Origin of the sequence: Terasakiella pusilla DSM 6293 (assembly GCF_000688235.1) — a bacterium.
In the GTDB taxonomy this organism is placed as follows: Bacteria; Pseudomonadota; Alphaproteobacteria; order Rhodospirillales; family Terasakiellaceae; genus Terasakiella; species Terasakiella pusilla.
The window spans coordinates 47,632-74,053 of record NZ_JHYO01000007.1; the positions used below are offsets into that span (position 1 = coordinate 47,632).

General features: G+C 48.2%; 29 protein-coding genes. 19 read left to right on the forward strand and 10 right to left on the reverse strand.

Annotation, left to right across the window (positions count from 1 at the left end):
* Positions 1-281: 281 nt before the first annotated feature.
* The 8 genes from Q397_RS21355 (at position 282) to Q397_RS0106235 (ending at position 8,002) form a co-directional block, all read left to right on the forward strand.
* Positions 282-557, forward strand: a complete 276-nt coding sequence (locus Q397_RS21355; protein WP_240475035.1) for an FtsB family cell division protein — start codon at positions 282-284, stop codon at positions 555-557.
* 3 nt (positions 558-560) lie between these two features.
* Entirely contained in the window at positions 561-893 is a 333-nt protein-coding gene (locus tag Q397_RS0106205) for an antibiotic biosynthesis monooxygenase family protein (RefSeq protein ID WP_028878669.1), read from the forward strand.
* A gap of 386 nt (positions 894-1,279) precedes the next feature.
* Positions 1,280-2,293: a pyruvate dehydrogenase (acetyl-transferring) E1 component subunit alpha gene (pdhA, locus tag Q397_RS0106210; protein ID WP_028878670.1), complete on the forward strand. Its 1,014-nt coding sequence runs from the start codon at positions 1,280-1,282 to the stop codon at positions 2,291-2,293.
* A gap of 24 nt (positions 2,294-2,317) precedes the next feature.
* On the forward strand, positions 2,318-3,694 hold the full coding sequence (locus Q397_RS0106215; RefSeq protein WP_028878671.1) for a pyruvate dehydrogenase complex E1 component subunit beta: 1,377 nt from the start codon (positions 2,318-2,320) through the stop codon (positions 3,692-3,694).
* A 22-nt stretch (positions 3,695-3,716) separates the two neighbouring features.
* Entirely contained in the window at positions 3,717-5,018 is a 1,302-nt protein-coding gene (locus tag Q397_RS0106220) for a pyruvate dehydrogenase complex dihydrolipoamide acetyltransferase (RefSeq protein ID WP_028878672.1), read from the forward strand.
* 14 nt (positions 5,019-5,032) lie between these two features.
* On the forward strand, positions 5,033-6,436 hold the full coding sequence (gene lpdA / locus Q397_RS0106225) for a dihydrolipoyl dehydrogenase (protein ID WP_028878673.1): 1,404 nt from the start codon (positions 5,033-5,035) through the stop codon (positions 6,434-6,436).
* Positions 6,437-6,621: 185 nt separating this feature from the next.
* Positions 6,622-7,563 (forward strand): lipoyl synthase, encoded by a 942-nt coding sequence (gene lipA, locus Q397_RS0106230; RefSeq protein ID WP_028878674.1) that lies wholly within the window; start codon positions 6,622-6,624, stop codon positions 7,561-7,563.
* 1 nt (position 7,564) lies between these two features.
* Entirely contained in the window at positions 7,565-8,002 is a 438-nt protein-coding gene (locus tag Q397_RS0106235) for a type II toxin-antitoxin system RatA family toxin (protein WP_028878675.1), read from the forward strand.
* On the opposite strand, the gene Q397_RS0106240 is transcribed toward Q397_RS0106235, so the two are convergent.
* Together Q397_RS0106240 and Q397_RS0106245 are read right to left on the reverse strand one after the other, a co-directional pair.
* Positions 7,987-8,466, reverse strand: a complete 480-nt coding sequence (locus tag Q397_RS0106240; RefSeq protein WP_028878676.1) for a CinA family protein — start codon at positions 8,464-8,466, stop codon at positions 7,987-7,989. The genes Q397_RS0106235 and Q397_RS0106240 overlap by 16 nt on opposite strands.
* Before the next feature lie 4 nt (positions 8,467-8,470).
* Complete coding sequence (locus tag Q397_RS0106245) at positions 8,471-8,965, reverse strand: phosphatidylglycerophosphatase A (protein ID WP_084148964.1); 495 nt, start codon at positions 8,963-8,965, stop codon at positions 8,471-8,473.
* A 239-nt stretch (positions 8,966-9,204) separates the two neighbouring features.
* Between Q397_RS0106245 and Q397_RS25370 the strand changes: the two genes are divergently transcribed.
* Positions 9,205-10,515: a M23 family metallopeptidase gene (locus Q397_RS25370; RefSeq protein WP_051609772.1), complete on the forward strand. Its 1,311-nt coding sequence runs from the start codon at positions 9,205-9,207 to the stop codon at positions 10,513-10,515.
* Positions 10,499-10,981, forward strand: a complete 483-nt coding sequence (locus Q397_RS0106255; RefSeq protein ID WP_028878678.1) for a bactofilin family protein — start codon at positions 10,499-10,501, stop codon at positions 10,979-10,981. The genes Q397_RS25370 and Q397_RS0106255 overlap by 17 nt, the downstream gene beginning before the upstream one ends.
* 33 nt (positions 10,982-11,014) lie before the next feature.
* Here the strand turns inward: Q397_RS0106255 and Q397_RS24625 are convergent, their stop codons facing one another.
* From Q397_RS24625 to Q397_RS0106270, 3 genes are read right to left on the reverse strand one after another with little or no spacing between them, the layout of a single operon-like run.
* Positions 11,015-11,881 carry an alpha/beta fold hydrolase gene (locus tag Q397_RS24625; protein ID WP_084148965.1) on the reverse strand — a complete coding sequence of 289 codons (867 nt, stop codon included), beginning with the start codon at positions 11,879-11,881 and terminating at the stop codon, positions 11,015-11,017.
* A 4-nt stretch (positions 11,882-11,885) separates the two neighbouring features.
* Positions 11,886-12,575, reverse strand: coding sequence for a haloacid dehalogenase type II (locus Q397_RS0106265; RefSeq protein WP_028878680.1), 690 nt, complete (start codon positions 12,573-12,575; stop codon positions 11,886-11,888).
* A gap of 9 nt (positions 12,576-12,584) precedes the next feature.
* On the reverse strand, positions 12,585-14,522 hold the full coding sequence (locus Q397_RS0106270) for a lytic transglycosylase domain-containing protein (protein ID WP_038012960.1): 1,938 nt from the start codon (positions 14,520-14,522) through the stop codon (positions 12,585-12,587).
* Positions 14,523-14,789: 267 nt separating this feature from the next.
* Here Q397_RS0106270 and dapA point away from each other — a divergent pair, with 267 nt between their 5' ends.
* Both dapA and smpB read left to right on the forward strand, forming a co-directional pair.
* Positions 14,790-15,662, forward strand: coding sequence for a 4-hydroxy-tetrahydrodipicolinate synthase (dapA, locus tag Q397_RS0106275; RefSeq protein WP_028878682.1), 873 nt, complete (start codon positions 14,790-14,792; stop codon positions 15,660-15,662).
* A 6-nt stretch (positions 15,663-15,668) separates the two neighbouring features.
* Positions 15,669-16,151 (forward strand): SsrA-binding protein SmpB, encoded by a 483-nt coding sequence (gene smpB, locus Q397_RS0106280; RefSeq protein ID WP_028878683.1) that lies wholly within the window; start codon positions 15,669-15,671, stop codon positions 16,149-16,151.
* A 9-nt stretch (positions 16,152-16,160) separates the two neighbouring features.
* Here the strand turns inward: smpB and Q397_RS23925 are convergent, their stop codons facing one another.
* Entirely contained in the window at positions 16,161-18,587 is a 2,427-nt protein-coding gene (locus Q397_RS23925) for a methyl-accepting chemotaxis protein (protein WP_051609773.1), read from the reverse strand.
* 476 nt (positions 18,588-19,063) lie between these two features.
* Between Q397_RS23925 and Q397_RS0106290 the strand changes: the two genes are divergently transcribed.
* Positions 19,064-19,288, forward strand: coding sequence for a DUF4170 domain-containing protein (locus Q397_RS0106290; protein ID WP_028878684.1), 225 nt, complete (start codon positions 19,064-19,066; stop codon positions 19,286-19,288).
* A 38-nt stretch (positions 19,289-19,326) separates the two neighbouring features.
* On the opposite strand, the gene Q397_RS0106295 is transcribed toward Q397_RS0106290, so the two are convergent.
* From Q397_RS0106295 to Q397_RS0106310, 4 genes are read right to left on the reverse strand one after another with little or no spacing between them, the layout of a single operon-like run.
* Positions 19,327-19,515 carry a DUF4169 family protein gene (locus Q397_RS0106295; protein WP_028878685.1) on the reverse strand — a complete coding sequence of 63 codons (189 nt, stop codon included), beginning with the start codon at positions 19,513-19,515 and terminating at the stop codon, positions 19,327-19,329.
* A complete protein-coding gene (gene thrH, locus Q397_RS0106300) occupies positions 19,508-20,119 on the reverse strand; it encodes a bifunctional phosphoserine phosphatase/homoserine phosphotransferase ThrH (protein ID WP_028878686.1) in 612 nt (203 codons plus the stop codon). Before thrH ends, Q397_RS0106295 begins: the two co-directional genes overlap by 8 nt.
* Positions 20,120-20,143: 24 nt before the next feature.
* Positions 20,144-20,785: a uracil-DNA glycosylase gene (locus tag Q397_RS0106305; RefSeq protein WP_028878687.1), complete on the reverse strand. Its 642-nt coding sequence runs from the start codon at positions 20,783-20,785 to the stop codon at positions 20,144-20,146.
* Positions 20,785-21,390 (reverse strand): LabA-like NYN domain-containing protein, encoded by a 606-nt coding sequence (locus tag Q397_RS0106310; RefSeq protein WP_028878688.1) that lies wholly within the window; start codon positions 21,388-21,390, stop codon positions 20,785-20,787. Before Q397_RS0106310 ends, Q397_RS0106305 begins: the two co-directional genes overlap by 1 nt.
* A 122-nt stretch (positions 21,391-21,512) precedes the next feature.
* Between Q397_RS0106310 and folK the strand changes: the two genes are divergently transcribed.
* From folK to acpS, 6 genes are all read left to right on the forward strand, one after another.
* On the forward strand, positions 21,513-22,034 hold the full coding sequence (gene folK / locus Q397_RS0106315) for a 2-amino-4-hydroxy-6-hydroxymethyldihydropteridine diphosphokinase (protein ID WP_038012943.1): 522 nt from the start codon (positions 21,513-21,515) through the stop codon (positions 22,032-22,034).
* Between the two features lie 64 nt (positions 22,035-22,098).
* Positions 22,099-22,500: a DNA-directed RNA polymerase subunit omega gene (rpoZ, locus tag Q397_RS0106320; RefSeq protein ID WP_028878690.1), complete on the forward strand. Its 402-nt coding sequence runs from the start codon at positions 22,099-22,101 to the stop codon at positions 22,498-22,500.
* Between the two features lie 11 nt (positions 22,501-22,511).
* Positions 22,512-24,668, forward strand: coding sequence for a RelA/SpoT family protein (locus Q397_RS0106325; protein WP_028878691.1), 2,157 nt, complete (start codon positions 22,512-22,514; stop codon positions 24,666-24,668).
* Positions 24,649-25,269 (forward strand): DUF2062 domain-containing protein, encoded by a 621-nt coding sequence (locus Q397_RS0106330; protein ID WP_205618799.1) that lies wholly within the window; start codon positions 24,649-24,651, stop codon positions 25,267-25,269. The genes Q397_RS0106325 and Q397_RS0106330 overlap by 20 nt, the downstream gene beginning before the upstream one ends.
* On the forward strand, positions 25,269-26,009 hold the full coding sequence (locus tag Q397_RS0106335) for a pyridoxine 5'-phosphate synthase (RefSeq protein ID WP_028878693.1): 741 nt from the start codon (positions 25,269-25,271) through the stop codon (positions 26,007-26,009). Before Q397_RS0106330 ends, Q397_RS0106335 begins: the two co-directional genes overlap by 1 nt.
* Positions 26,006-26,416 (forward strand): holo-ACP synthase, encoded by a 411-nt coding sequence (gene acpS / locus Q397_RS0106340; protein ID WP_028878694.1) that lies wholly within the window; start codon positions 26,006-26,008, stop codon positions 26,414-26,416. Before Q397_RS0106335 ends, acpS begins: the two co-directional genes overlap by 4 nt.
* Positions 26,417-26,422 lie beyond the last annotated feature (6 nt).

Sequence of the window (26,422 nt, forward strand, 5' to 3'; positions counted from 1 at the left end):
TTTCGTAAAAACTTTTAAAAGGCTGCTTCAGTTGAGGCAGCCTTTTTTCTGTTCAGCCCTCTGCTAACCCTTTGACTCTCAAAGAGAGTGTTACCAATCCCCTAAAGCTTCTACCCATTCTATCAAAAACTTTCTAACGCCGCGCCCGGTTTATACTTCTAAAGTATAGAATTTATTTACCAATTGCCTTCATAAACGATACTGTATCTACAGCACGAGAACTGGCATCGATCCACAAAATGAGAGCATGGTTTAGACATATACCCAAGATTCAGCCGGGGGTGTTCCTTCCGGTCATTGGCGTGTGCGTTGTGCTGTATTTTGCCTATCACGCCGTCCAAGGTGATCGCGGTATCCGCGCGCTACTGGATTATCAGCACCGGATTGAAAAAACAAAAATCCAACTGGCGCAAATCCGTGAAGAACGCATGCGTCTTGAACATCGCGTTTCCTTGCTACGGTCTGACAGTCTTGATCCGGACCTTCTGGAAGAACGCGCCCGTGCTGTTTTAAACTTCGCTCACCCAAAAGAAATTGCCATTATTGTAAAGCGTTAGATCATGTCTGCACAAAACTTACCCAATCCACCGTACTATGCCGTGATTTTTATCAATCAACGAACAGAAGACGACGCGGAAGGGTATGGCATGACCGCGGATCGAATGGTTGAACTCGCTCAACAACAAGATGGCTACCTTGGCATTGAGAGCGTTCGCGATGACACAGGCAAAGGCATCACCGTTTCCTACTGGAAAGACATGGACGCTATCCAATACTGGAAGAATGACGTCGAGCATCAAGATGCACGCGCCAAAGGGAAGTTAGATTGGTATCAAGACTATCAGCTGCAAATTGCCAAGGTCGAACATGGCTATCGCTGGATCAAAAACTAAAGATACGAATCCATTGTAGGTTCCGGTATTCAAATACCGCTTCGTGACCAAACAAGGTGATATTGCATCGCAAAACACCTCAGTTTCAGTTATATGACAGCCTCCCTGCCTTAATTGACAAGCATTCCGTCACCAAAATTAACCATTATTAAGTTTATACACTGGACTTTCAAAGGGTTGGCGCACATAAAAAATCAGGTTTTCGTAAACCCCTTGCATCTAGCGGTCTGCACCAAGATTAACTAAAGTGTAGTTAATTGTTCATTTTGCATTGCAACACAGTAAGTTAGTTGAATGTGAAACATTTGCATTTGCCCCGATTTTGCGTTTCATAGAGAGATAATTTTGCATCAAAGCATGCTTCACGCCTAGCCAAGGGGAGTCCTATGGCAACACAAACAAAACGCACGACACGGGGTAAGAACAAACAACCCGAAGCGACACCTGAAGAACTCTTAAAGTTCTATAAGGAAATGCTTTTGATCCGCCGCTTTGAAGAAAAAGCCGGTCAACTATATGGTATGGGCCTTATTGGCGGTTTCTGTCACCTGTATATCGGTCAGGAAGCCGTTGTTGTTGGTATTCAGTCCATCGCAAACCCGCAAGACACGCTGATCACGTCTTATCGCGATCACGGTCATATGCTGGCCTGCGGTATGGACCCAGACGGTGTTATGGCAGAACTGACCGGTCGCATCGGCGGCTATTCCAAAGGGAAGGGCGGTTCCATGCACATGTTCTCCAAAGACAAAGGGTTTTATGGCGGCCACGGGATCGTTGGCGCCCAAATCCCATTGGGGACAGGTTTGGCCTTTGGTCACAAGTATAATGAAGATGGCGGCGTAAACTTTGCCTATATGGGCGATGGCGCGGTCAACCAAGGCCAAGTCTACGAAGCCTTTAACATGGCTGCGCTTTGGAAGTTGCCTGTTGTTTACGTTATCGAAAACAACCAGTATGGCATGGGGACATCCCTAGAGCGCGCCTCCAGCAACACCAACCTGTATGAGCGTGGCGCAGCACACGGCATTCCGGGTATTCAAGTGAACGGCATGAGCGTCCTTGAAGTCCGTGAAGCCGCAAAAGAAGCTGCTGACAAATGTCGCCGTGGGGAAGGCCCCATCATCCTAGAGATGAAAACCTATCGCTATCGTGGTCACTCTATGTCTGACCCGGCAAAATACCGCGCGAAAGAAGAAGTTCAAAAAATCAGATCCGAAAGCGATCCGATTGATTACGTTCGCGCATTGTTGACCGAAGGTGGTCATGCCGACGAAGCCGCTTTGAAAGAGATCGATAAAGAGATCAAAGCCGTCGTTACAAAATCTGCCGACTTTGCCCAAACCAGCCCAGAACCGGATCCAAGCGAACTGTGGACCGATGTGGTGGTAGACGCATAAAGCATAGAGATAGAGAGAAAATACATGCCAATTCAAATTCTTATGCCTGCGCTTTCACCGACAATGGAAGAGGGTAACCTCGCCAAATGGTGCAAGGCCGAAGGTGACAAAGTCGAAAGCGGTGATGTCATCGCTGAGATTGAAACCGACAAAGCCACGATGGAAGTCGAAGCCGTGGATGAAGGTATCCTCGGTAAGATCGTGATCCCCGAAGGGACCGAAAACGTCAAAGTAAACGAAGTCATCGCCCTGCTGCTTGAGGAAGGTGAAGACGCGTCTGCTGTTGACAATTTCTCAACGGATAGTGCCAGCCCGGCACCTGCAACAGAAACAGCTTCTTCCTCAAGTGAAGAAGCAAGCACTGCGCCAACCGCATCTGCAGCACCCGTCGCTGTCCAAGAAGATGCCTACACTGGCCCAACAGAAGAAATGACTGTGCGCCAAGCGTTGAACACAGCCTTGTTCGAAGAATTCCGCAAAGATGACAAAGTCTTCATCATGGGGGAAGAAGTTGCCGAATATCAGGGCGCTTACAAAATCACCCAAGGCCTGTTAGACGAGTTCGGCGCCAAACGCGTTGTTGATACGCCGATTACGGAAATCGGCTTTACAGGTGTTGGTGTCGGTGCTGCATGGTCCGGCCTCAAGCCCATCGTTGAATTTATGACCTTCAACTTTGCAATGCAGGCGATTGATCATATCATCAACTCCGCAGCGAAGACCCTTTATATGTCTGGTGGGGAAATTTCCTGTCCAATCGTGTTCCGTGGGTGTAACGGCGCTGCGGCGCGCGTTGCTGCTCAGCACTCTCAGTGCTACGCCTCTTGGTATGCGCATTGCCCGGGCCTGAAAGTAGTTGCACCTTATTCTGCTGAAGATGCAAAAGGTCTTTTGAAAGCAGCGATCCGTGATCCAAACCCGGTTGTGGTGTTGGAAAACGAAGTTCTCTACGGCAAAAAATTCGATTGCCCGACAGACGAAGACTTCACCATTCCGTTTGGTAAAGCGAAAATCGAACGCTCAGGTACTGACGTAACCTTGGTAGGCTACTCCATCTCAGTTGGTTGGGCACTGGAAGCGGCTGAAAAACTCGCGGAAGAAGGTATTTCTGCGGAAGTCATCAACCTTCGTTCACTGCGTCCGCTTGATACGCACACCATCATCGAGTCTGTTAAAAAGACCAACCGTCTGGTGACTGTCGAAGAAGGTTGGGCATACTCCAACATCGGTTCTGAGATTTCCTCACAAGTGATGGAACATGCCTTTGATTATCTGGACGCCCCCGTGACACGCGTTGCCGGTAAAGACGTCCCGATGCCATATGCCGCCAACCTTGAAAAACTCGCTTTGCCAACTGTGCCGGATATCGTCGCAGCCGCAAAAGCAGTTTGTTACAAGTAATCGGTCGAAAGGAAATCGCATTATGCCTATTCAAATCCTAATGCCAGCACTTTCACCGACAATGGAAGAAGGTAATCTGGCAAAATGGTGCGTCAAAGAAGGCGACACTGTGGAAAGCGGCGATGTTATCGCTGAGATTGAAACTGACAAAGCAACAATGGAAGTTGAAGCCGTTGACGAAGGGACGATCGGTAAAATCCTCGTACCCGAAGGCACCGAAGGTGTAAAAGTCAATGAACTGATCGCCCTGTTGCTCGAAGAAGGTGAAGACGCAAGTGCGTTAGAAGCTGCAACAGAGACTGCATCTACAGCGCCTGCCAAAGCTGAAGACAAGCCGGCTGAGGCACCAGCCGCAGCACCACAAGCAGCGCCGGCTCCTGCCGCACCTGTATCTGAGAGTGGTGATCGCATCTTCTCTAGCCCCTTGGCACGCCGTATTGCCGCCAATGAAGGTCTAGAGATCAAAGACATCAAAGGTAGTGGCCCACGCGGTCGTGTTGTAAAACGCGATGTAGAAGCCGCCATTGCGTCCGGCACCGGTAAAACAGCTGCACCAACAGCCGACAAGCCCGCACCAAAAGCTGCTGCACCTGATGCGAAAACCATCAGTCAAGATGATCCGATCTTCAAACTTCTGCCTGAATTTGAAGCCGTGCCGAACTCCAACATGCGTAAAACAATTGCCAAGCGCCTGACAGAGTCTGCCCGTGACATCCCGCACTTTAACCTGCAAGTGGATGTCGAAATCGACAAGCTGATGGCCTTGCGTAAAGAGTTGAACAGCCGGGAAGGCGCTGACTACAAAATCTCAGTCAACGACTTCCTCGTCAAAGCCACATCCCTTGCCTTGACACGTGTACCGGATTGCAACGTTGCCTTTACAGACAACGCCATCCTCAAGTTTAAACGTGTTGATATGGCAATCGCGGTCGCTGTTGAAGGCGGCCTGATCACGCCGATCATTAAAGATGCGGCGTCTAAAGGATTGGCGACACTGGCAAATGAAGCCAAAGATTTGGCAGCACGCGCACGTGACGGCAAGCTCGCCCCGGAAGAATATCAAGGCGGTACATTTACCATTTCCAACTTGGGTATGTTCGGGATCAAAAGCTTCAACTCCATCATCAATCCACCGCAAGGCGGCATCCTGTCCATCGGGGCAGGGGAACAACGCCCTGTTGTGAAAAATGGTGCTTTGGCTGTTGCGACGGTCGTGACGCTGACACTGGCTGTTGATCACCGCTGCATTGATGGCGCAACTGGCGCGGCCTTCATCAAGGAATTGAAAGCCCTGATCGAAGACCCGATTGCCCTCATGCTGTAAGGATAGGAAACAATATGTCTGATACAAATTTTGACGTTATTGTCGTAGGTGCAGGCCCCGGTGGATATGTCGGGGCCATCCGCGCCGCACAGCTTGGCCTGAAGACAGCCTTGGTGGAAGCCAATCACCTTGGTGGGATCTGCCTCAATTGGGGCTGTATTCCGACCAAAGCCTTGCTGCGCTCTGCGGAAATCTATGAACATATGAAACATGCAGCAAGCTTTGGGCTTGGTGCGAAAGATATTTCATTCGATATCGCAAAAATCGTTGAACGCTCCCGCGGCGTGTCCAAACAGCTGTCCGGCGGTGTTGGCCATTTGCTGAAGAAGAATAAAGTAAAAGTCTTTGACGGTTACGGCAAACTTCTCGGTGGCGGCAAATTGTCTGTTGAAAAAGACGGCAAAGTCTTCACGACCTTGTCCTCCAAACATATCATCATGGCAACCGGTGCACGGGCGAAATCTTTCCCCGGTCTGGAACCTGATGGCAAACAGGTTTGGACCTACATGGAAGCTTTGGTCCCGACCGAAGTGCCAAAATCCATGCTGGTGATCGGTTCTGGCGCAATTGGTATCGAATTTGCCAACTTCTTCCACACCTTTGGCTCTGACGTGACAGTTGTCGAAGCGTTGGATCAAATCATGCCCGTTGAAGATAGCGAAATTTCAGCTTTTGCCCAAAAGAGCATGGAAAAACGTGGCTTGAAGTTCAAAACTGCAACAAAAGTTGTGAAACTGGACAAAGCGGCGGACGGCGTAACAGCAACACTCGACAAAAATGGCAAGACTGAGACCATCAAGGTGGACAAAGTCATTACCGCTGTCGGTGTTGTGCCAAATGTGGAAAACCTTGGCCTCGACAAAGCAGGCGTTAAACTGGATGAACGTGGCTTTATCCAGATTGACGGGTACTGCAAAACATCAGCTGAGGGCGTTTATGCCATCGGTGATGTTGCTGGTGCCCCTTGTCTGGCCCACAAAGCGTCCCACGAAGCCATCATCTGCATTGAAAAAATCGCAGGCCAAAAAGGCGTTCATCCGCTTGATAAATCCTTGGTCCCTGGTTGTACATATTGTCAGCCGCAAGTGGCTTCTGTCGGCCTGACGGAAAAAGCTGCCAAAGACAAAGGCTATAAAATCAAAGTCGGTCGTTTCCCCTTCATGGGCAACGGTAAAGCCATCGCGCTTGGTGAACCAGAAGGCCTGATCAAAACAGTCTTTGATGAGAAAACCGGTGAGCTTTTAGGCGCCCATATGGTCGGTGCCGAAGTGACCGAACTCATTCAGGGCTACGGCATCGCCAAGACATTGGAAACAACTGAAGAAGACCTGATGCACACCGTCTTCCCGCATCCAACCCTGTCTGAAATGATGCATGAAAGCGTGCTGGATGCTTATGGTAAAGCCATCCACTTCTAGCCTCGCCTAAGCAATCCAAGAAAATCGGGGAGGGGAGAATTATCCCTTCCTCGTCTTTCTCTGCGGTTGTTTTTATTGTCTGGCTTCTGTAAAAGACATTTCCCCTTCGGTTGAGAAACACCGAAAACAGCCTAAATATCTTATTGCGGGTAGGAACACTTGCAAACAAAAAGGATCATAAGGTCATGAGTGAAGCACCGAAACTGCGTCACCCCGAGAAGCAGAAAAACCCGGATAATCCAATCCAACGCAAACCGGACTGGATTCGCGTTAAAGCCCCGACGTCAAAAGGCTACAACGAAACCCGCAAGCTCATGCGCGAAAAAAAGCTTCACACCGTTTGTGAGGAAGCCTCTTGCCCCAATATCGGTGAATGTTGGGAACGTAAACACGCAACCTTTATGATTCTAGGTGAAATCTGCACCCGTGCCTGTACCTTCTGTAACGTTATTACCGGCAAACCAAACGCTGCCGACCCAATGGAGCCGGAAAACGTCTCCATCTCCGTTGCGACCATGGGCGCCAAACATGTGGTGATCACCTCAGTTGATCGCGACGATATGGATGATGGTGGCGCGGACCAGTTTGTCCAGTGCATTGAGCGCATCCGCGAAAAGTCACCGGAAACAACCATTGAAATCCTGACACCGGATTTCCGCGGGAAAGAAGGGGCATTGGAACACGTCATTGCTGCCAAGCCAGACGTGTTCAACCACAACCTAGAAACCGTGCCTCGCTTGTTCCCATCCGTACAACTTGGCTCACGTTATTTCTATTCTTTGCGCGTCCTGCAAAAAGCCAAAGAACTGGACCCACATATGTTTACCAAATCCGGCATTATGGTTGGATTGGGTGAAACAAAAGAAGAAGTCATTCAGGTTATGGACGATATGCGCTGTGCCGATGTTGACTTTTTAACCATTGGGCAGTACTTAGCACCCACGCCAAAGCACGCGCCGGTCGATCGCTTTGTAACGCCTGATGAATTTGCGGAATATGCTCGAATTGCCAAACGTAAAGGCTTCTTGCTGGTATCTTCCTCTCCATTGACGCGTTCCAGCTATCATGCGGATCAAGATTTCGCCCGCTTGCGTGCTGCCCGTGAGGAACAGCTAGCTAAGAAATAAAATGCCAACGCACGCAGAAAAAAAATATTGCCCCTATTCAGCACAACAAATGTACGATTTGGTGGCAAATGTTGATGCATACCCGGACTTTTTACCCTGGTGTGTAGCCACACGTGTGCGCGATCACCAAGGCAATCATATGATTGCCGATATGGTTATTGGCTTTAAAATGATCCGGGAAAAATATACGTCCGAAGTGACAATGGATCCCGGTAAAGAGGTCAAGATCGTCTATAAAAACGGTCCGTTTAAATACCTGAACAGTCACTGGAAATTTGACGATGAATCCGATGGAGGGTGCAACATCGACTTTTTCGTCGATTTTGAATTTCGCTCAGCCCTCTTGCAAAAAGTCATGGGCGCGGTTTTCAATGAGGCCGTCCAGCTTATGATGTCCGCCTTTGAAAAGCGCGCCAACGAGCTTTATCGCGACGCCTGATCCGCAATCAATTCAAGGGCACGTTTAACGGTCTGGCAGCGCACGTCAGCGCGATCACCATCAAAGATATGCTTTTCAACAATCGTTAAAACGCCTTTTTTGGCACAACTCAGGTAAACCAGTCCCACCGGCTTATCCTCAGTTCCCCCGCCCGGACCGGCGATCCCGGTAACTGCCACGCAAATATCCGTACCAGCCGCTTTCATCCCACCTTCGGCCATCTCTTGGGCGACCACGTCACTTACCGCACCGTAGGCCTCTAGGTCAGCGCGCAAAACACCCAAAACCTCATGTTTTGCCTTGTTGGAATATGTGACAAACCCCCGGTCGACCACATCAGACGACCCTGCAATTTCCGTCAAGGCACCTGCAATCAAACCACCCGTGCAAGATTCTGCGGTTGCGACTGTCAACTTCTTGCTGCGACACAATTCAAGAACTTCACTTGCTAACTCGTCAAACATAGGCTCACCCCGCCAATTGAATACTTAAAAAATAGACCACGCCCAGACCATACAGGGCCGCCACCACATCATCTAGCATAATCCCCAAGCCCCCATGAACGTTGCGATCAAACCAACAGGCAGGCCACGGCTTAAAGATATCAACCAGACGGAATAAAACAAAACCGACCAGATAGAGCAGGGGGTCCAACCCTGCTGGCAACAGCACCAGCCACTGCCCTGCAACTTCATCGATCACAACAGCCCCGGGATCTTCAACGCCAGCTTCTTTTTCAAAAATGTGAGACGCCCACCAGCCGATGAGAAATACGACGATGCTTGCGATTAACAGAGCAATCCAGCCGCCATAATATTGAATGAAATAGGCAAAAGGCAAAGCAGCAAGCGATCCCCACGTCCCCGGCGCGAATGGCATAAGCCCCGACCAAAACCAAGTTGCAAGAACACCTGCAGGGCTTCTCAAAAAAGACTTGCTGATGTTGGCATTTTTTGACGACACTTTTAATCTCCCATTTCATGGCTTTGCCTTAACACAATTGCGATGCGTACCAGTAGGCAAGTTTTTACATTTTTTTGATTATTAGCATAGCGTTAAGATGCAAACCCTTGTATAAATGGCGGGGTTTTTGGGGAAAGCTATATGCATAAAAACACTCCTCAAAGTCCAAAGCAAAACCTAAAAGATTGAAATATAACAAATTTCAATCCAAGTATTTAGTTAAGTGGCATTTGGGGCATATGAGCGATTTTCAAAACCGTGTAAAAGCATTCAAAGAAAAAACTCTTGAGCTAACCGACAAATATTTTCCAGAACGCCAGATCGTACTGCGTACAGATGGTGATCTTAAATATATTTGCCTCTCTAAGCGTCTTCAGATGGCCGCCTCGGCGTGCGCCTTCGCCCTCTTGAGCTGGACTGTTTTCACCAGCACAACGCACTTTCTTCACGATGCGGAACTCGTCGAAAAAGATAAAGAGATCCTCAGCGTCCAAGTTGCCTATCGCAGCTTACTTAGTGAAGTCACCGAGTATCAAAACAAATTCACAAACATCAGTGACGAATTGGAAGCTAATCATTCCATGCTCATTGCCAGCATTGATCAAGAAGCAATAAAAAACAAAGACAAATTGGTTTCTGCAGAAGCTGCACGCAAAGAAGCACAGATCGCACGTAAACACTTGAACCGCCAGCTGGTTTCCATTGAAGAGTCCATGCGTGAGCTTGCTAATCGCAACTACTCCCTTAAGGGGGACTTATCCCTAAAAGAAATGGACTTGCAAACTGCCTTGGCAGAACGCAACGCCGCACGTTCCCAAAAAGAACGCCTCGAAGAAAAGCTGCGTAACATCGAAGTGGAAATGGCGCGTCTCAATCACACGCAGGAAGACCTCATCAAGCGCGTGAGCACGCAAGCCAACGAAGAAATCGCAGATATTGAAGAAATTCTGACCCTTGCAGGTCTTGACCCAGATGAAATGTTGAACAATCTGGATGATGACGCCACCGCCTCCGGCGGACCATTTATCGCTGCATCTCCTGCCGATGGTGAAACAGTACAGAATGCCAAAACCCAAAAATTGGGCGAGATCGACAAGAACCTCGTTCGCTGGCAGGGCCTGCAACATATCAAGCAATCATTGCCATTGGCGCAACCTTTGGACTACTATTACATTAGCAGCCGCTACGGGAAGCGCCGTGACCCGGTAAATAAACGCTGGGCAGTCCATTATGGTCTAGATATGGCCGCTTCCAAAAAATCTCCTGTTTACGTAACTGCACCTGGTACGGTAGAGTTTGTAGGCTGGAAGGGGAATTATGGTCGCTTTATTGTTATTGACCATGGTAACGGTATCAAAACCCGTTACGGTCACCTTCACAAGACCCTTGTTAAAAAAGGGCAGCATGTCGATTTTAGAACCAAAATCGGCCTTGTGGGCAACACTGGCAGAAGCACAGGGGCTCACTTGCACTATGAAGTGCGCTTTAACGAGAAAAATGTAGATCCGTACAAATTTATCAAGGCAGGACGTAATGTTTTCCAAGGGTAATAAAAATAAAGCAAACACCTCACCAGCAGTTGCTGCGAAAAAGCGTGTTCCGCCATCAATCATCAGCGAAGACCTAACCGTCACAGGCAATCTGGTTAGTGAAGGCGAAATCCAAATCGATGGTACCGTCAAGGGTGACATCAACAGCAAAGACCTATTGGTTGGGGAAACGGCGCTTATCGAAGGCCAGATTGTTGCTGAATCCATTCGCGTCCACGGTAAAGTCGTCGGTCAAATCAAAGCCTTAAACGTTAGTCTTGCAAAAAGCGCCAATGTTGTCGGCGATATCCTGCATGATAACCTGTCTATTGAAACAGGTGCCTTCCTTGAAGGGCATTGCAAACGTCTGGCAGATGGCGAGTTTAAAAACAGCCAAAAGCCCACTTTGAAAGTGACAGCTGAGCTACCTAAATCACAGGCCTCGGCAAGCGACAAAATTGACGGCGGTAAAAAAGCAACCGCCTAATGACAAAAGCCCGCATATCGCGGGCTTTTTTATTTAAGAAATATTGCTCATGAAATCCAAGATTGCCTTTTCCGCCACCGCCTCGGAAAGAGTAGGGGCATGCCCAACATTTGGCACCTCAACACCGGAAATAGACGTTAACCCTACGCACATTTTATCAAACGTCGTTTTATCAAAAACCTGAGACGCCCCACCACGAACAACCAACACCGGTCGATCCGCAAGTGCATAGAAATAAGGCCATAAATCTTTGCGCTCCTCCAAAGCAGACTCGGCTTTTAAGTTCTGAGCAATTTTTACATCCCAGCTCGGCACATAACTGCCTTGCTCAAGTTTGTAGGTTTTCTGTGCAATAGCCTGCCAGTCTTTATCGACGAAACCCTCTTCATCCTTATAGTGCTTTTTCAACTTACGGACAGCGCCATCCAAATCGGGAACCGCTTCATCATCTTCTGTATAAGCAATAATTTTAGACAACCCCTCTTCATTCAAATCAGGTCCTACATCATTGAGGATCGCTGAATGAACAAGTCCGGGCGCAACCACACACATTGCCATTGCCAACAGCCCGCCCAAAGACGTGCCGATAAAAGTACATCCATGTAAATTCAAGGCCGTACAAACATTGAAAATGTCACTAACGTAAGTTCTCGGATGATAATTCATCCAATTTTCATCGTACTGCGAACGACCTCGCCCGCGATAGTCAAGACACACAACCCGGTGGCCCAGTCCTGAGAGCGTTTCTGCAATCTCTTCAAAGTCCTGAGAATTTCGAGTTAAGCCCGACAAGCAAACCACAGGCCTTTTCCCTTGTCCTCCAGCAACGGGGCGATAGTCCCTCACGTACAACTTCAGTCCGTCGCCAGCGGTAATCAACTTTTCCTGATAGCGCCCCATGGCTTTACTCACCTAATAACTGACTAAATCGATCCAACGATCTAATTTCAAACGTTGGTTTATTCGCTGCGCCCAACTTTTCCGGTTTTTGCCCAAAACGATTGACCCAGACCACCTGCATCCCGAAAGAGGCTGCACCGGCAACATCCCACGCATTTGCAGATTGAAAAGCAATTCTATCCGCCGCAATACCTAAGCAATCGCAGCCATATTGGTACACACTCGGATGGATTTTAAACATTTGGATGTCATCCACAGAAATGACATGATCCAACAACTTTTCAATGCCTGCTTTGCGAACAGCAGACGTCAGCATAGTCCGCGATCCATTTGACAAAATAGCTGTTTTCACCCCTCGCGCCTTCAGGTTTTCCAGCATCTTCGGCACTTCAGGATAGGCATCCAGCTTAAGATAAAGTTCCATCAAGCGGCTGCGCAAAACCGGATCATGGATGTTATATGTCTCCATGGTGAAATCCAATGCATCGCCAGTTACATGCCAAAAGTCCTTGAAATCCCCCATCAAGGAACGCAGCCATGTATACTCCAACTGCTTTTTGCGCCACATCGCAGAAAAATCAAGCCACCTTTCCCCAATGTCTTGAGCGCAACGCCTTGCGGAAGCAGCCACATCAAATAAAGTTCCATAGGCATCAAACACACAGGCATCAATATTCTTTAACTGATCAGCCATAGGTTACCTCTATTTTGCACGTTTCAAGTCCGCTTCAAGTGACGAAGCAATTTCAGCCGTCTTCAAACGATGACGATAAACTTGAATATTCTCCAAAACGCGTTGAACATAATTCCGTGTCTCACTAAAGGGAATTTGCTCCACCCAGTCAATAACATAATCATGATCATCTGTGCGCGGATCACCAAATTCCTTGATCCATTGGCGCGTCCGATACGGCCCCGCATTATAAGACGCAAGCGTCAGCACATACGAGCCCTTAAAAGTATCCAGCAAATCTTCAAGATATTCGCTCCCCAACCAAACATTAAGTTTGGGGTTTGAGATCAACTTATCCCGAGAATATTTGTAATTATTTTCTTTCGCCAGACTATGTGCTGTACGTGGCATCAACTGCATAAGGCCGCGCGCCCCAGCCCGACTAATAGCCTTGTCATAAAAAGCACTTTCTTGACGGATGATCCCGTGGACCAAAGCAGCTTCCGGTTTTTCCCGCATTAAGCCGGCATCAAGGACAGGGTAGGCGGCTTCAATTACCCCATGACCTTCACGCAAGGCGCGCTTGCCGACATAAATTGCCAAATCCGGCCGACCGGCCTCAATCGCCAGTTCAGCAACCAGCGTTCGCCAGCCTGCCGTCGTACTCATCGTGTTTAACTGATAGATAAAATGGCGCATCAAGTCACGTTCCTGCATACGTTGAAGCAGGTTGACAACATCCACAAGCTCGCTTTGTTGAAAAACGATCCGTTCCTGACGGTTCGGGCGTGCCTTGACATTAATAATCAAGTCAGATTTTTGACCTAATCGTTCAGCCGCCAATTGACCATAGTATGTTGTTTGATAGTCCGATGCTGTTTTGTACCAGTTTTGCGCTTCGTCGTTACGCCCAAGGTCAGTTAGAGCACGCGCAATCCAATAAGCGCCACGGGATCGACTAATCGGATAACTAACCGCCTCATATAAATTGCTGAAATGCTTTAACGCGACTTCCGGCTCGGCCAAAAAACGCAGCTTAATCCAACCTAAGAGCCATTCAGCGTCCGCATAATCAGCACCTTCTGTCAGGCCATGGTTCTCCGCCATCCGATAAGCTTCCGTATAATAGCCGTCGCGGACAGCCTGACGGGCCATAATCGCCCTTTGCCTCCACCAAACATGCGGATAGGGAACGGCTTCAGGTGCATCAAACAATAATTGACGTGCATCCGCATCCCGACCTTTGATACGACGCCATCTCATACGTTCAAAAAGCAACCCAGGATGATCTTCCAAATTCTTGGGGACACTGGCAACCGCGCGATCCACGCCTTTTCGCATCTTGCGCAGCTTGAGCCGTGCATCAGCCAGCAACTTCCAATCTTTATTTACATAATCAAGCATACGACGGGCAGGGTAGTAACGACCTTCCCATAACAAGCGATCCAATCGATCAATATGGTCCTGATCGCTCAGGTAAGACTTATACCTTTTATAAAACTGTGACTGCTGATCACGCCCAAAGTTAACATTCAACCAAGACTTTTTAACTTGTAAACGCAGCTCTTCCGTCCGCCCCATTTGCTCCAAAGCGGCAGCTAGCATGATATGTCCGTTTGAACTGACCGGCTGACGACCCGCGAACCATTTCAACACAGACGCTGCGGGGATGGCCATATTCATGGCTTCTTCAGCACGGCGTTGTAAAACGGATTGACGTGGCCAATCCGGGTTATGCGCAATAAAAGCCGCAATTTCCTGAAACGGAACATCCTTTTTCGGGTCCGTAATCTGCATCCAACGGATGAGCTTTCCGGGCAACCCGCTATCCGCTTTGCCAGCCGCAGACAACGCATTGCCCCAGCGTTGTTTCTTCGCTTCCTTAAAGGCTTTTTCAGCAACTTTAAAATCACTTTGTGACAAATCCGCCGCATCCAGCGGATTTGAAAGTGTGAGCGCGATTAACATGCAAACCCCGGCAGAACCGAGCTGTTTTACACCGTGAAGACCTTTAAACAACTGTCTTTCATCCCTTGTTATTTACGGTTAATTCTATTCCCATTACCGTTTAAACAAACACTGTAAGAGTCCTACCTGATGATCGCAAGGAAGGAATACTATTTTTTTATTATACAAAAACTTGCCGTGACCGATTGAAAGAGCTATGTTCGGCTTCTTCTAAATCTTATTACTATAAATGTGGCGCAATATTGCCCACATACCAAGGAGATAGTCATGTTTCAGGGATCCATTCCTGCCCTGATCACACCGTTCAAAAATGGTCAAGTCGATGAACAGGCTTTCCAAGACCATGTTGAATGGCAGATCGAGCAAGGGTCTGATGCTCTCGTCCCGGTCGGCACCACAGGTGAATCACCGACCCTCAGCCATGAAGAACACCACCGCGTTGTGGAACTGTGTCTTGAGGCTGCGAAGGGACGTGTTCCGGTGATTGCCGGAACCGGTTCTAACAACACAGCCGAAGCCGTCAGCCTGCATAAACATGCCAAGGATGCAGGCGCGGATGCGGGTCTGGTCGTGACTCCTTATTATAACAAACCGACACAAGCCGGTTTGCTTGCTCACTTTAAAGCAATTCACGATTCCTGTGATTTACCGATCATTATTTACAACATTCCGGGCCGTTCCGTTATCGACATGAATGTCGAAACAATGGCTGAACTGTCCAAGCTGCCCAATATTGTCGGCGTCAAAGATGCGACAGGTGACTTGTGCCGCCCACTCGACACCTATTTGGCCTGTGGTCCTGACTTCTGCCAGCTTTCTGGTGAAGACGCGACAGCTGTTCAATTCTTGTCGGCTGGTGGACGCGGTTGCATTTCAGTGACAGCAAACGTCGCCCCTAAACTTTGCGCTGATATGCAACGTGCGTGGCGTGAAGGCGATATCAAAACCGCCATGGACATTCAGTTTAAACTGATGCCGCTTCACAACGCCATGTTCTGTGAAAGCAGCCCAGGGCCGGTTAAATATGCAGCGGAACTTCTGGGGCTTTGCTCTTCAGAAACACGCTTGCCGCTGGTTGAAATCGCTGAAAGCAGTAAAGAGCGCGTAAAAGCGGCCCTAACCTCTCTTGGCATGATTTAAAGATCAATGGCTAGCAAGAACAAAAAAGACGACTTTTCGACGCGCATTGCGGCTCAAAACCGCAAGGCGCGTCATAACTATTTTATCGAAGATACGATAGAATGCGGCATGGTTTTGACTGGCACCGAAGTCAAATCCTTAAGAAGCGGTCGTGCCAGCATCACCGAAGCCTATGCCACTGAAAAAGATGGTGAACTGTACTTGATCAACGCCAACATCCCTGTCTATGAAGGCGGCAACAGATTCAACCACGAACCTAAACGCATGCGTAAACTGCTTGCGCACAAAAAAGAACTCGCCAAAATGCTGGGGATGACCACCCAGAAAGGCTATACACTCGTTCCTCTCCATATTCACTTCAACGACCGCGGCATTGCAAAAGTCGCCATCGGGGTCGGGAAGGGGAAACAGAGCCACGACAAACGCGACAGCATCAAAGACAGAGACTGGAAACGCGATAAAGCCAGACTCATGCGAGAAAAATCCTAAGAGAACAGACTACTGCTGCACAGTCCGTGCAAAGTCTGCCAGCTTTCCATCTTGATCAGAATGGTGCTCTTGCCACCATTTTGCAAGCATGCTGACGAGCGCTATCCCTTCTGTTTTCTTGCCTTGCTCAATATCATCTTTGAGCTCGTTCAGCCTTGAGAGAAAATAAAAATGCTCAAGCTGATGATCATCCATATCCTCGTAGTTTTCTGTGAACATAAAGGTCTCCTCACCACTGAAATGGTGTGAGTAGGTATGAATGAGCTCATCCACCGTCGCCAAGGACACCTCGTCCATCTGCCCAGATTTCAGGTTTTGGTAGATTTTATTAATCATTTCCACCATCTCTCTATGCTCTCGATCAGATTCTGATAGTTCCCCCTCATGTTCATCTTCCCAACTCAACAACTCGGCATCGCCTCCGCTCGTGTTCTGAACTCCCCGCAAAAACTTGGTGACTTCTGAACGCAAACTTGTTGCCTCTTCTGACAAAGACGCAGATGCCTGCGCAATCATATGGGCTGCATTATTCGCATCCTGTGCAGCGTGCAACACTTCGACAATCGACGTCGAGACACTTGCCGTCCCGATTGACGCCTCTTCAACATTCCTCGCAATTTCCTGTGTAGCCGCGCTCTGTTCTTCAACTGCTGCTGAAATCGAGGCGGAAATATTGCTGACCTCACCGATGACTTTCGAAATGCCGTTAATGGACATGACCGCTTGCTGCGTTGAGGACTGCACTTGACCAATCTGTGATGCGATTTCTTCAGTCGCCTTAGACGTTTGATTGGCCAAATTTTTGACTTCACTGGCCACCACCGCAAAACCTTTACCGGCTTCACCGGCACGCGCAGCTTCTATGGTCGCATTCAACGCTAATAAATTCGTCTGTTCCGCAATATCATTGATCAACGACACAATTTGACTGATCGCGTTCACATTATTTTCCAACACATAGATCGCGGACGATGTATTTTCAGATTCAGAAACCGCATTCTTAGAAACGATATTGGCTTGCGCGACCTGCCGCCCAATTTCGTTGATCGACGCCGCCAACTCCTCAGCCGCACTCGCTACGGTCTGCACATTGTTTGACGCTTCCTCCGACGCGCCAGCCACTGTGGTGGAACGTTCTTTTGTACTCTCAGCACTTTTACGCACGTCTTGTGAGGATTTTTTCATAGTGCTGTCAGCTTTAGATAGATTATCTAAAACACTGACAATAGTTAGCTCGAAGCCACTGATCAGCTCGCGCACTCTTTCTGCTTCCTGCTGCTTTTCAATGTCAGCCTTTCGCTGTTCCTCGGTTAACAGTTCATTCTGGATCATATTGTCTTTAAAAACAGTCACCGCGTTGGCCATATGACCAATCTCATTCTTCAATTCTGTCGCGGGAATTTCAACCGACTTATCTCCCTGTGCGAGCCGTGACATCGCCAATGTCATTGCCTTGATCGGGTTCGACACACCTCTGCCGATAACAACACCAGCTATTAAAGCGACGACAATCCCAACAATGGATACAGCTAACGTTACATTTTTAGCTGACTTTACTGCCGCAGTCGCTTGAGGCCCCAGTGTATCCTGTTCACTTTTCACCAGCAGCTTAAGGCCCTCAATATCTTCGGCAATCTTTGGCCCCAACTTATCCAGCCGGTTCATTACAATTTCATTTCGTTCAGAAATCGCCTTGAAGATATTCTGCACGGCCTCTTTATAAACACCATACTCTTCTAAAACACCCGCAGCCAATTCCTTGCGGTTTGGGTTATCCAAATTCTCCAAGAGTAACTTTGCTTTATCCTCCATCACCGCAAACTCTTTAAGCGCACGCTGATAAGAAAGAGTATCGTTTTCAACCAGATACTTCACTAAATACAGACGCCCTAAAAGAAACGAACGCAGCATTTCCCCAGCACGATAGGCCGCTTCGGTATCTCCATCAAAATACGCACTCTGCATTACAGCCGATAAAGCTTCTTCCATCTTTGGTCCCAGCACATTCAGCTTTTGGGTCAATATCTCATCACTCTGACGCTGCTTTTGCACCACCTCTTCAAAGGTCGCTAAATATTCCTTCATGGCACGTTCAGAGCCAGAGGCAACACTTCGACGTTGCTCGTCATCCGCCATCCCCTTCAACCCTTCAATCAAGCTTAAGGTCGCCGCCGATCTTTCCTCGACGTTTAAAATGCTCTGGTCGTTTGCTTGAATAAGGAAATTTTTCACCTCTAAACGGGTTTCCAAAAGATTGGCTTGAACACGACCGGATTGATTCGTCTGCAGCGCAAGTCCCCGATAGCGGGAAAAATTGTCGCCAATAGACGAAAGCTCAACAAAACCGACGGAAGCAACCACCAAAAGAAGGACTAAAACCGTAAAGAACCCGCTAAACACTTTTGTCGAAATTTTCAAATTGTCGTAAAAAGACATCGTCGACCCCGCTAGAAAGACAACTAAAGAGATTCCATAAAATTTTCTCAGCTTCAGGCGTCATGTTTTTCTATATATTTATCTCAATCAGCTAAGCAATCTTTAGTTATATTCAATGTTTTTTTCACCTTAAAGAAAACACCCCCTCTCTACACCGCGGCGGAAACCGTTGAAACCCACTGAAATCAAAAAGTAAAAACATCAAAAACATTTAAAAAATAAAAATAAAATCCAATTAAATGATGTTTTTGTAATATTCATTTCCTCAGTATTCCTTCACCTAAAAAAGAACCAAAAACAAAATTATGTCTTTACTTAAACACGATTAAAAAGACTGAAAGTTCCATATTGAAAGACTATTTTTTCACCAACCTAAGAGTTGATGTTACCGCCAATAGCGTTATTATTGAATTGAAAACAAACAATTAAACCCGTATATTCAACGAAATCGCTGTCTTACAGAAGGATATAATTTTATGGAAAAACCTTTACTTCACCTGGTGTTCGGCGGTGAAGTTGCTGACCCGCAAACCAACGACTTTGTAGACCCTGACAACCTGGACATTATCGGCATTTTCCCCAGTTATGAAGCTGCCCTCAATGCCTGGCGTGGCGCAAGTCAAGCGCATGTGGATGAAGCGCACACCAAGTATGTCATCGTCCATATGCACAAAATGCTCGACCCCAGCAGTGCCGATTAATCAAATGAAAAAGGCGCCCTGTAATCCGGGCGCCTTTTTTATTCTTCCAGCTTTTTCTCAAGCCTCTTCAATTCCAGTTCACTTAACGCTTTCTTCTTTTCAAAAGCGTCTCGTTTTTTTTGATCTTTCGTCCGGCCGAACTTGATCCGATTTTGCTCGGCCTGCTTCTCTTTTTCTTCTCGGCCCTTTTGCTTTCGGTGCTGCCGAAGATTGATAATATCAGCCAAAACGAGGGCTCCCTTCCTTGATCAGCGCCATCAAGCCATCATACTCAGTCGTCGTTCTAAACTGTGGGAATGCAGTTCGCACATTTTCAGGGGCATTAAATAAAACCCCCACATCCGCTCGCGACAGCATGGATGTATCGTTATAGCTGTCACCCGCCGCAATGGTATAAAAATTCAGTTGTGCAAAAGCCTCAACAGCTTTCCGCTTATGATCAGCTAGTCTTAATTGATACCCCACAACAGCATCCGTTTCATCCACCAGCAAACGATGACAAAACAAAGTCGGCAAATCCAACTGACGCATCAACGGTTTGGCAAATTCATAGAATGTATCCGACAAAATAACGACCTGAAAGTCTTCCCGCAGTTGCCCCAAAAAGTCTCGCGCCCCCTCCAGCGGTGCCATCTGAGAAATGACATCCTGAATATCGCTCATTTTCAGATTATTCTCCCTAAGGAGGTCCAGCCGATATTGCATCAACGCATCATAATCCGGCTCATCACGGGTTGTTCGTTTTAGCGCTTCAATTCCCGTTTTTTCGGCAAAGGCAATCCAAATTTCCGGGACCAACACACCTTCAAGGTCAAGACAAACGATTTCCACAACACGCCCCTCAAATATAAAGACTTAGGCAATTTCCTGACAAACCGAACGAAAGACATCATGGAACATCTCTTCGGTCAAGCGCCCGGTATTCGTATTATATCGTGAACAGTGATAGCTATCGAAAAGGACAGGCCCCTCCGGCAAATCATGGCGTACATTGTGACCAAACTTCCACTGAGATTTCTTAAACCCCAAAGTCTGAATGACGGCATTATGCCCGACACTCCCCAACGCAACGATCACCTTTAAATTCTTCATCGCCTTAAATTCATCGATCAAGAAAGGCCGACAGTTCTTTTCTTCGGCAGCCGTGGTCTTATTTTGTGGGGGCACACATCGCACCGCATTGGTGATACGACAATTCACCAACTCAAATCCATCATCAATGGAAGCGCCATAAGTCCCACGCGCAAACCCAAATGTCTTAAGGGTAGGGTAAAGTAAATCCCCTGCATAATCGCCGGTAAAGGGACGCCCTGTGCAATTCGCCCCTTTTAGGCCGGGAGCCAACCCCACGACCAACACCTCAGCGTCAATCCCGCCAAAAGACGGGACCGGGCCATTAAAAAAGTCAGGGAATTTCGCCTGATTATCCTCACGAAACGCGACAAGACGCGGACATAAAGGACAATCTTTCTCGGGAAAACGTGGTTCAATCATCATTAGTCAATAAATTCAACATCGTCTTCCTCATCCACATACTCATCATCATATGCAGGCTGAGAGGAAGCTGGCGCATTACTCGGGCGGGTCACGGTGTCTTCCAAGTCCGTCAAATCAATAAAATTGTCGGCCTGTCGACGCAATTCATCAGCGACCATCGGCGGGTTTGACTTGGTTGTGCTGACAACCGTCACACGCACCCCTTTGCGCTGTACCGCATCCACAAGCCGTCTAAAGTCACCGTCACCAGAGAAAATAACGATATGATCCAGATGCTCGGCCATTTCCATAACATCAATGGCGAGCTCAATATCCATATTACCTTTGATCTTGCGACGTCCCTGCGCATCGGTAAATTCCTTAGTCGGCTTTGTCACCATCGTGTAGCCGTTATAGTCCAACCAATCCACCAAAGGACGAATCGGGGAATATTCCTGATCCTCAACCAATGCTGTATAATAGAAAGCCCGAATAAGGTGGCCTTTACTGGCAAACACTTCGAGCAAACGCTTATAATCGATATCGAAATTTAAGGAACGCGCTGCCGCATAAAGGTTTGACCCATCAATAAACAAACCCATACGTTCCTGAGGATAGAAAATCATTTTAAAACCCTAACGTTTAAAAAAATACATTTGCGCCAAATCATCATTGCCAAAATAGGATAGCAACCGTATAAAAACACTCAATTATTACCTTAAAAGCACTGTTTTCGCAAGGAGTTATCATGATCCTCGTTGGATTGGGCGCAAACCTTCCATCCCCGCGCTTTGGCACACCTGTCGAAACCTTGGAAGCCTGCCTTGAAACATTCAAAGATCATGGACTTACGATCATAAAACGCTCCCGTTGGTATAAAAGCGCCCCCGTTCCGATGTCGGACCAGCCTTGGTACATTAACGGCGTTGTCGCCGTCTCAACAGACAAATCCCCGCGAGACACCCTCAAAACGTTGCTTGAAATCGAGAACTCCTTTGGTCGTGTCCGTTCAGAGGCGAATGCCCCGCGCGTTCTGGACCTTGACCTGATCGCCTTTCGCGACTTGATCCTTGAAGACGAGGGGAAGATCGAAGACAAGCCTTTTTGCGTGCCGCATCCACGTATGCACGAGCGCAGCTTTGTCCTCCTCCCGCTCCAAGATCTTGACAAGAACTGGAAACATCCAAAATTAGATAGTCAGCTACTTGATTTAATTGCAAAATTGCCGCAAGATCAAATTATCGAAGTAATCGAACAAGTTTCCTCTTGATTTAACACAGAGGAGCGCTATATTTTGCGCCCTTCGCATTTATATATATTGGAGTGACGTCTTTATGGCTCGCGTTACCGTAGAAGATTGTATCGTTAAAATACCGAACCGCTTTGAGCTGGTTATGTCTGCTGCTCAGCGCACGCGTGATATTTCAGCCGGTGCTGAAATCACCGTTGATCGTGATAACGATAAAAACCCGGTGGTTGCCCTTCGTGAAATCGCCGATGAGACAGTCTCCATTGACAATCTTAAAGAGTCCCTGATCCGCGGATCTCAGCGCATGGCACCGTCACGCGATGATGACGATGACGCGGAAGGTGCAGAAGATGCACAAACGGCTTCCGCAGAAGAAAGTGCAGACGCCCTTGCTGATGCCTTGAACGTTCAAGACGACAGTGCGTCTTTAGATGCTGCTGGCGCTTTGGCTTTCCAAGACGAAGTTGAAATCGACGACGAAGACTAAGTAGGTACACGATGATCCGTCAATACGAACTGGTTGAACGGGTCAGAGCCTATGATCCAAGCGCGGATGAGGATTCCCTCAACCGCGCTTATGTTTTTGCAATGAAAGCGCACGGCTCTCAAAAACGAGCCTCTGGCGATCCTTATTTCATGCATCCGCTGGAAGTGGCAGGCATCCTGACCGATTATCGTCTGGATACGGATACCATTATCACAGCGCTTCTTCACGATACGATTGAAGATACAGAAGTTACCTCCAAAGATATTGAAAATGCTTTTGGGGAACGTGTCTCGCGGCTTGTTGGCGGCGTCACCAAACTAACGCAGATCGAACTGCAATCCAGCCATACCAAACAAGCTGAAAACCTGCGCAAGCTGGTTATCGCCATGTCCGATGACATTCGTGTCCTTCTGGTAAAGCTGGCCGACCGTCTTCACAACATGCGCACGCTTCACTTTATCAAAAAGGAAGAAAAACGCCGTCGTATCGCTGCCGAAACAATGGAGATTTACGCTCCCTTGGCAGAACGTATCGGCATGCATGAAATAAAAGACGAGCTCCAAGATCTCTCTTTTGCGCAACTCAATCCAGAAGCCCGTGATTCCATCATTACGCGTCTCGAATTTCTGCGCGAACAGGGCGGCGACCTTGTTGGGCGGATCCTGAAAGAACTGCGTACAACCGTCAAAGAAAACGACATTGACGCAGAAGTGAGCGGACGGGAAAAAGCACCATACTCCATTTGGCGCAAAATGCAGCGTCAAGACGTCGGATTTGAGCAGCTTTGTGATATCATGGCCTTTCGCGTCATTGTCGATAGCGTTGAAGATTGCTACCGCGTCCTCGGGATCATTCACGGTAAATACCCAACCGTCCCCGGCCGTTTTAAAGATTATCTTAGCACCCCAAAGCCGAATGGATACCAGTCCCTCCATACAGGCGTGTTTGGCCCTGACCATCATCGTATTGAAATTCAGATCAGAACCCGCCAAATGCATGAAATTGCAGAATATGGGGTTGCTGCTCACTGGCACTACAAAGCAAAAGGCGGGTCCGACACCCAATTGACAGAAGGGCGTCAGTACCGCTGGTTACGCGAACTTCTGGACATTCTGGATAGCGCGGACGACCCGGAAGAGTTTCTCGAACATACAAAACTAAATATGTTCCAGGATCAGGTCTTCTGTTTCTCCCCAAAAGGGGATTTGATCAACCTGCCACGTGGTGCCACACCCGTTGACTTTGCCTATGCCGTCCATACTGAAATCGGCAACCGCTGTGTCGGCGCTAAGATCAATCGCCGCATTGTGCCTTTGCGCACAGAGCTTCAAAACGGCGATCAAGTTGATATTATCACATCCAAAGTGCCACAACCCAGCCCCACTTGGGAGCGATTTGTGGTCACAGGTAAAGCGCGCGCCTGCATTCGCCGCTATATCCGCTTGCAACAGCGTGATGAATATCTGGCCTTAGGCCGGATCATGCTACAACGTGCCTTTAGACAGGAAGACTACGAATTTTCGGAAAAAGCCCTGCAAGGCATACTCAAAAAATTCAACGCCCATGATTCGGAAGATATCATGGCCGAGGTCGGCAGCGGACACCTACACGCCCGCGATATTCTCGAAGCTGTTTTCCCCGGCATTAAAGCGAAGAAGACGGTTACTTCAACCAAAATTCCGACAAAATCAAATAAAGACAAAGATAAAACCGACTCGGTGCCTATCCGCGGTCTTATTCCCGGCATGGCCATGCACTTTGCCGGATGCTGTCACCCCTTGCCGGGGGATCGCATCGTCGGGATCGTTACAACCGGCCGCGGTGTCACAATTCATACAATTGACTGTGATACGCTCATGCAGTTCCAGAATGAACCGGAACGCTGGTTGGATGTGTCATGGGATATGACCCAGCAAAATGAGAATTCAAAACACGTCGGACGCATCAAACTGACGGTCTTGAACGAACCCGGAGCATTGGGATCTTTGTCAATGATTATCGCGAAAAACCGTGGCAATATTCACAACCTGAAAATCACCCATCGCACGCAGGAATTTTTCGAAATTATCGTCGATGTGGAGGTAGATGATGTCCGGCATTTAACCAACATTATTGCAGCCTTAAGAGCCACCCCTGAAGTCAATTCAGTTGAGAGAGCAAAGAGCTAGCATGTTCAGACGGCGTCAAAAATCTCCCTTACTTGAGAGAATATTTGGTTTTTTCTGGCCCAAAATCGGCTGGAAGCGATCCTCACGCTATGTAGGACACCGTGTTGCCCGCTTACCCGGAACGCCCTATAGCATTGCAGCCGGTTTTGCCTGTGGCGCAGCTATCTCGTTTACGCCTTTTATTGGGCTTCATCTTGCAGGCGGCGCTTTGCTTGCTTGGCTTATTCGCGGCAACCTCCTTGCGTCTTGGATTGGCACATTGGTCGGGAACCCTTGGACATTCCCGTTTATCTGGATTGGTATTTATAAACTTGGTCTTTTAATGGGAGCCGGGGTCGAGAATTCATCTGAAAATCTAGACTTCATTACTTTCTTCGAGCAGTTTTTGGACGCCCTTCACAGCTTTGATGTCTCATATATCGGTGAAATCGCATGGCCTGTCCTGTGGCCTATGATTGTTGGCGGCGCTCCATGCTTTGTCCTATCGTGGATTTTGTTCTTTTTTCCCATTAAAATCCTTGTTAAACGCTACCATAGTCGCCGTGTGAAACGACACGCAATGGCAAAGAAATCAACATTTACAGGATCTGCAGGCACATGATGCAAAACAAACTGAGGCTTGGTGTTAACATTGACCACGTTGCCACTATCCGTAATGCACGAGGGGGAAGTTTTCCTGACCCTATTCGCGCTGCTCGTCTTGCTGCACGGGCAGGGGCTGACGGCATCACGGCGCATTTGCGCGAAGACCGTCGCCACATCTCTGATTCAGATATCACACGTCTGACGAATGAAGTAAACCTGCCTCTGAACTTCGAAATGGCAGCCACACAGGAGATGCTGGACATCGCCTTGCGCCACCGCCCACACGCCGCCTGCATCGTCCCTGAGAAGCGCGAAGAACGCACGACGGAAGGGGGCTTGGATGCCAAAGGTAACTTTGACAAGCTTAAACCCTTTGTCGAGCGCCTGAGTGTTGCAGGCATCCGTGTTTCCCTGTTTATCGAAGCAAATCTTGCCCAACTGGACGCCGCCAAAGCACTTGGCGCGCCTGTCATTGAACTACACACTGGCGCTTATTGTGAAGAAGTTGGGGAAAAACGCGATCGGGAACTCAAACGCATAGTCGAAGCCGCCGCCTATGCAGACGAACTCGGGCTGGAATGTCACGCCGGACACGGTCTAACTTATGATACCGTAAAACCAATTGCTGAAATTCCCACCATTCAGGAACTCAATATCGGGCACTTCCTGATCGGGGAAGCCGTCTTCTGCGGCTTGGCTGAAGCCATGGAAAAAATGCGCTCCCTAATGGATGAAGCCCGAATGGGGACAAAATGATTATCGGCGTCGGAACAGACCTGATCGATATTAGACGCATTGAGAAAACCCTTGAAAAGTTCAAGGATCGCTTTATAAATCGCGTCTATACCCTTGAAGAACAAGCAAGATCAGAAAAACGCGCTCATGTCGCAAACGGGTATGCCATGCGATACGCAGCCAAAGAAGCTGCGGCTAAAGCACTGGGAACAGGATTTGCCGATGGTGTCTATTGGCGTGATCTTGTTAATGATAATTTAGAGTCTGGTAAACCTACCATGACCTTTCATGGTGGTGCACTTAAGCGCCTTCAAGACTTAACGCCAACGGGGATGCAGCCGCAAATCGATGTTTCGCTGACCGATGAATACCCGATGGCACACGCAATCGTCATCATTTCTGCCGTCGCAAAGGCAGATGAAGCTTGACAATCC

Excerpts from the sequence above, each read along its gene's own strand:
- lpdA (WP_028878673.1), top strand. The coding sequence starts at position 5,033 with ATGTCTGATACAAATTTTGACGTTATTGTCGTAGGTGCAGGCCCCGGT.
- Q397_RS0106255 (WP_028878678.1), top strand. The coding sequence starts at position 10,499 with ATGTTTTCCAAGGGTAATAAAAATAAAGCAAACACCTCACCAGCAGTT.
- Q397_RS0106220 (WP_028878672.1), top strand. The coding sequence starts at position 3,717 with ATGCCTATTCAAATCCTAATGCCAGCACTTTCACCGACAATGGAAGAA.
- Q397_RS0106240 (WP_028878676.1), bottom strand. The coding sequence starts at position 8,466 with ATGTTTGACGAGTTAGCAAGTGAAGTTCTTGAATTGTGTCGCAGCAAG.
- folK (WP_038012943.1), top strand. The coding sequence starts at position 21,513 with ATGATCCTCGTTGGATTGGGCGCAAACCTTCCATCCCCGCGCTTTGGC.
- lipA (WP_028878674.1), top strand. The coding sequence starts at position 6,622 with ATGAGTGAAGCACCGAAACTGCGTCACCCCGAGAAGCAGAAAAACCCG.
- Q397_RS0106325 (WP_028878691.1), top strand. The coding sequence starts at position 22,512 with ATGATCCGTCAATACGAACTGGTTGAACGGGTCAGAGCCTATGATCCA.
- Q397_RS0106205 (WP_028878669.1), top strand. The coding sequence starts at position 561 with ATGTCTGCACAAAACTTACCCAATCCACCGTACTATGCCGTGATTTTT.
- Q397_RS0106265 (WP_028878680.1), bottom strand. The coding sequence starts at position 12,575 with ATGGCTGATCAGTTAAAGAATATTGATGCCTGTGTGTTTGATGCCTAT.
- Q397_RS24625 (WP_084148965.1), bottom strand. The coding sequence starts at position 11,881 with ATGGGGCGCTATCAGGAAAAGTTGATTACCGCTGGCGACGGACTGAAG.
- smpB (WP_028878683.1), top strand. The coding sequence starts at position 15,669 with ATGGCTAGCAAGAACAAAAAAGACGACTTTTCGACGCGCATTGCGGCT.
- pdhA (WP_028878670.1), top strand. The coding sequence starts at position 1,280 with ATGGCAACACAAACAAAACGCACGACACGGGGTAAGAACAAACAACCC.
- Q397_RS0106235 (WP_028878675.1), top strand. The coding sequence starts at position 7,565 with ATGCCAACGCACGCAGAAAAAAAATATTGCCCCTATTCAGCACAACAA.
- Q397_RS0106335 (WP_028878693.1), top strand. The coding sequence starts at position 25,269 with ATGCAAAACAAACTGAGGCTTGGTGTTAACATTGACCACGTTGCCACT.
- Q397_RS0106270 (WP_038012960.1), bottom strand. The coding sequence starts at position 14,522 with ATGTTAATCGCGCTCACACTTTCAAATCCGCTGGATGCGGCGGATTTG.
- Q397_RS0106305 (WP_028878687.1), bottom strand. The coding sequence starts at position 20,785 with ATGATGATTGAACCACGTTTTCCCGAGAAAGATTGTCCTTTATGTCCG.
- dapA (WP_028878682.1), top strand. The coding sequence starts at position 14,790 with ATGTTTCAGGGATCCATTCCTGCCCTGATCACACCGTTCAAAAATGGT.
- Q397_RS0106290 (WP_028878684.1), top strand. The coding sequence starts at position 19,064 with ATGGAAAAACCTTTACTTCACCTGGTGTTCGGCGGTGAAGTTGCTGAC.
- Q397_RS0106310 (WP_028878688.1), bottom strand. The coding sequence starts at position 21,390 with ATGATTTTCTATCCTCAGGAACGTATGGGTTTGTTTATTGATGGGTCA.
- acpS (WP_028878694.1), top strand. The coding sequence starts at position 26,006 with ATGATTATCGGCGTCGGAACAGACCTGATCGATATTAGACGCATTGAG.
- Q397_RS0106215 (WP_028878671.1), top strand. The coding sequence starts at position 2,318 with ATGCCAATTCAAATTCTTATGCCTGCGCTTTCACCGACAATGGAAGAG.
- Q397_RS23925 (WP_051609773.1), bottom strand. The coding sequence starts at position 18,587 with ATGTCTTTTTACGACAATTTGAAAATTTCGACAAAAGTGTTTAGCGGG.
- rpoZ (WP_028878690.1), top strand. The coding sequence starts at position 22,099 with ATGGCTCGCGTTACCGTAGAAGATTGTATCGTTAAAATACCGAACCGC.
- Q397_RS25370 (WP_051609772.1), top strand. The coding sequence starts at position 9,205 with ATGAGCGATTTTCAAAACCGTGTAAAAGCATTCAAAGAAAAAACTCTT.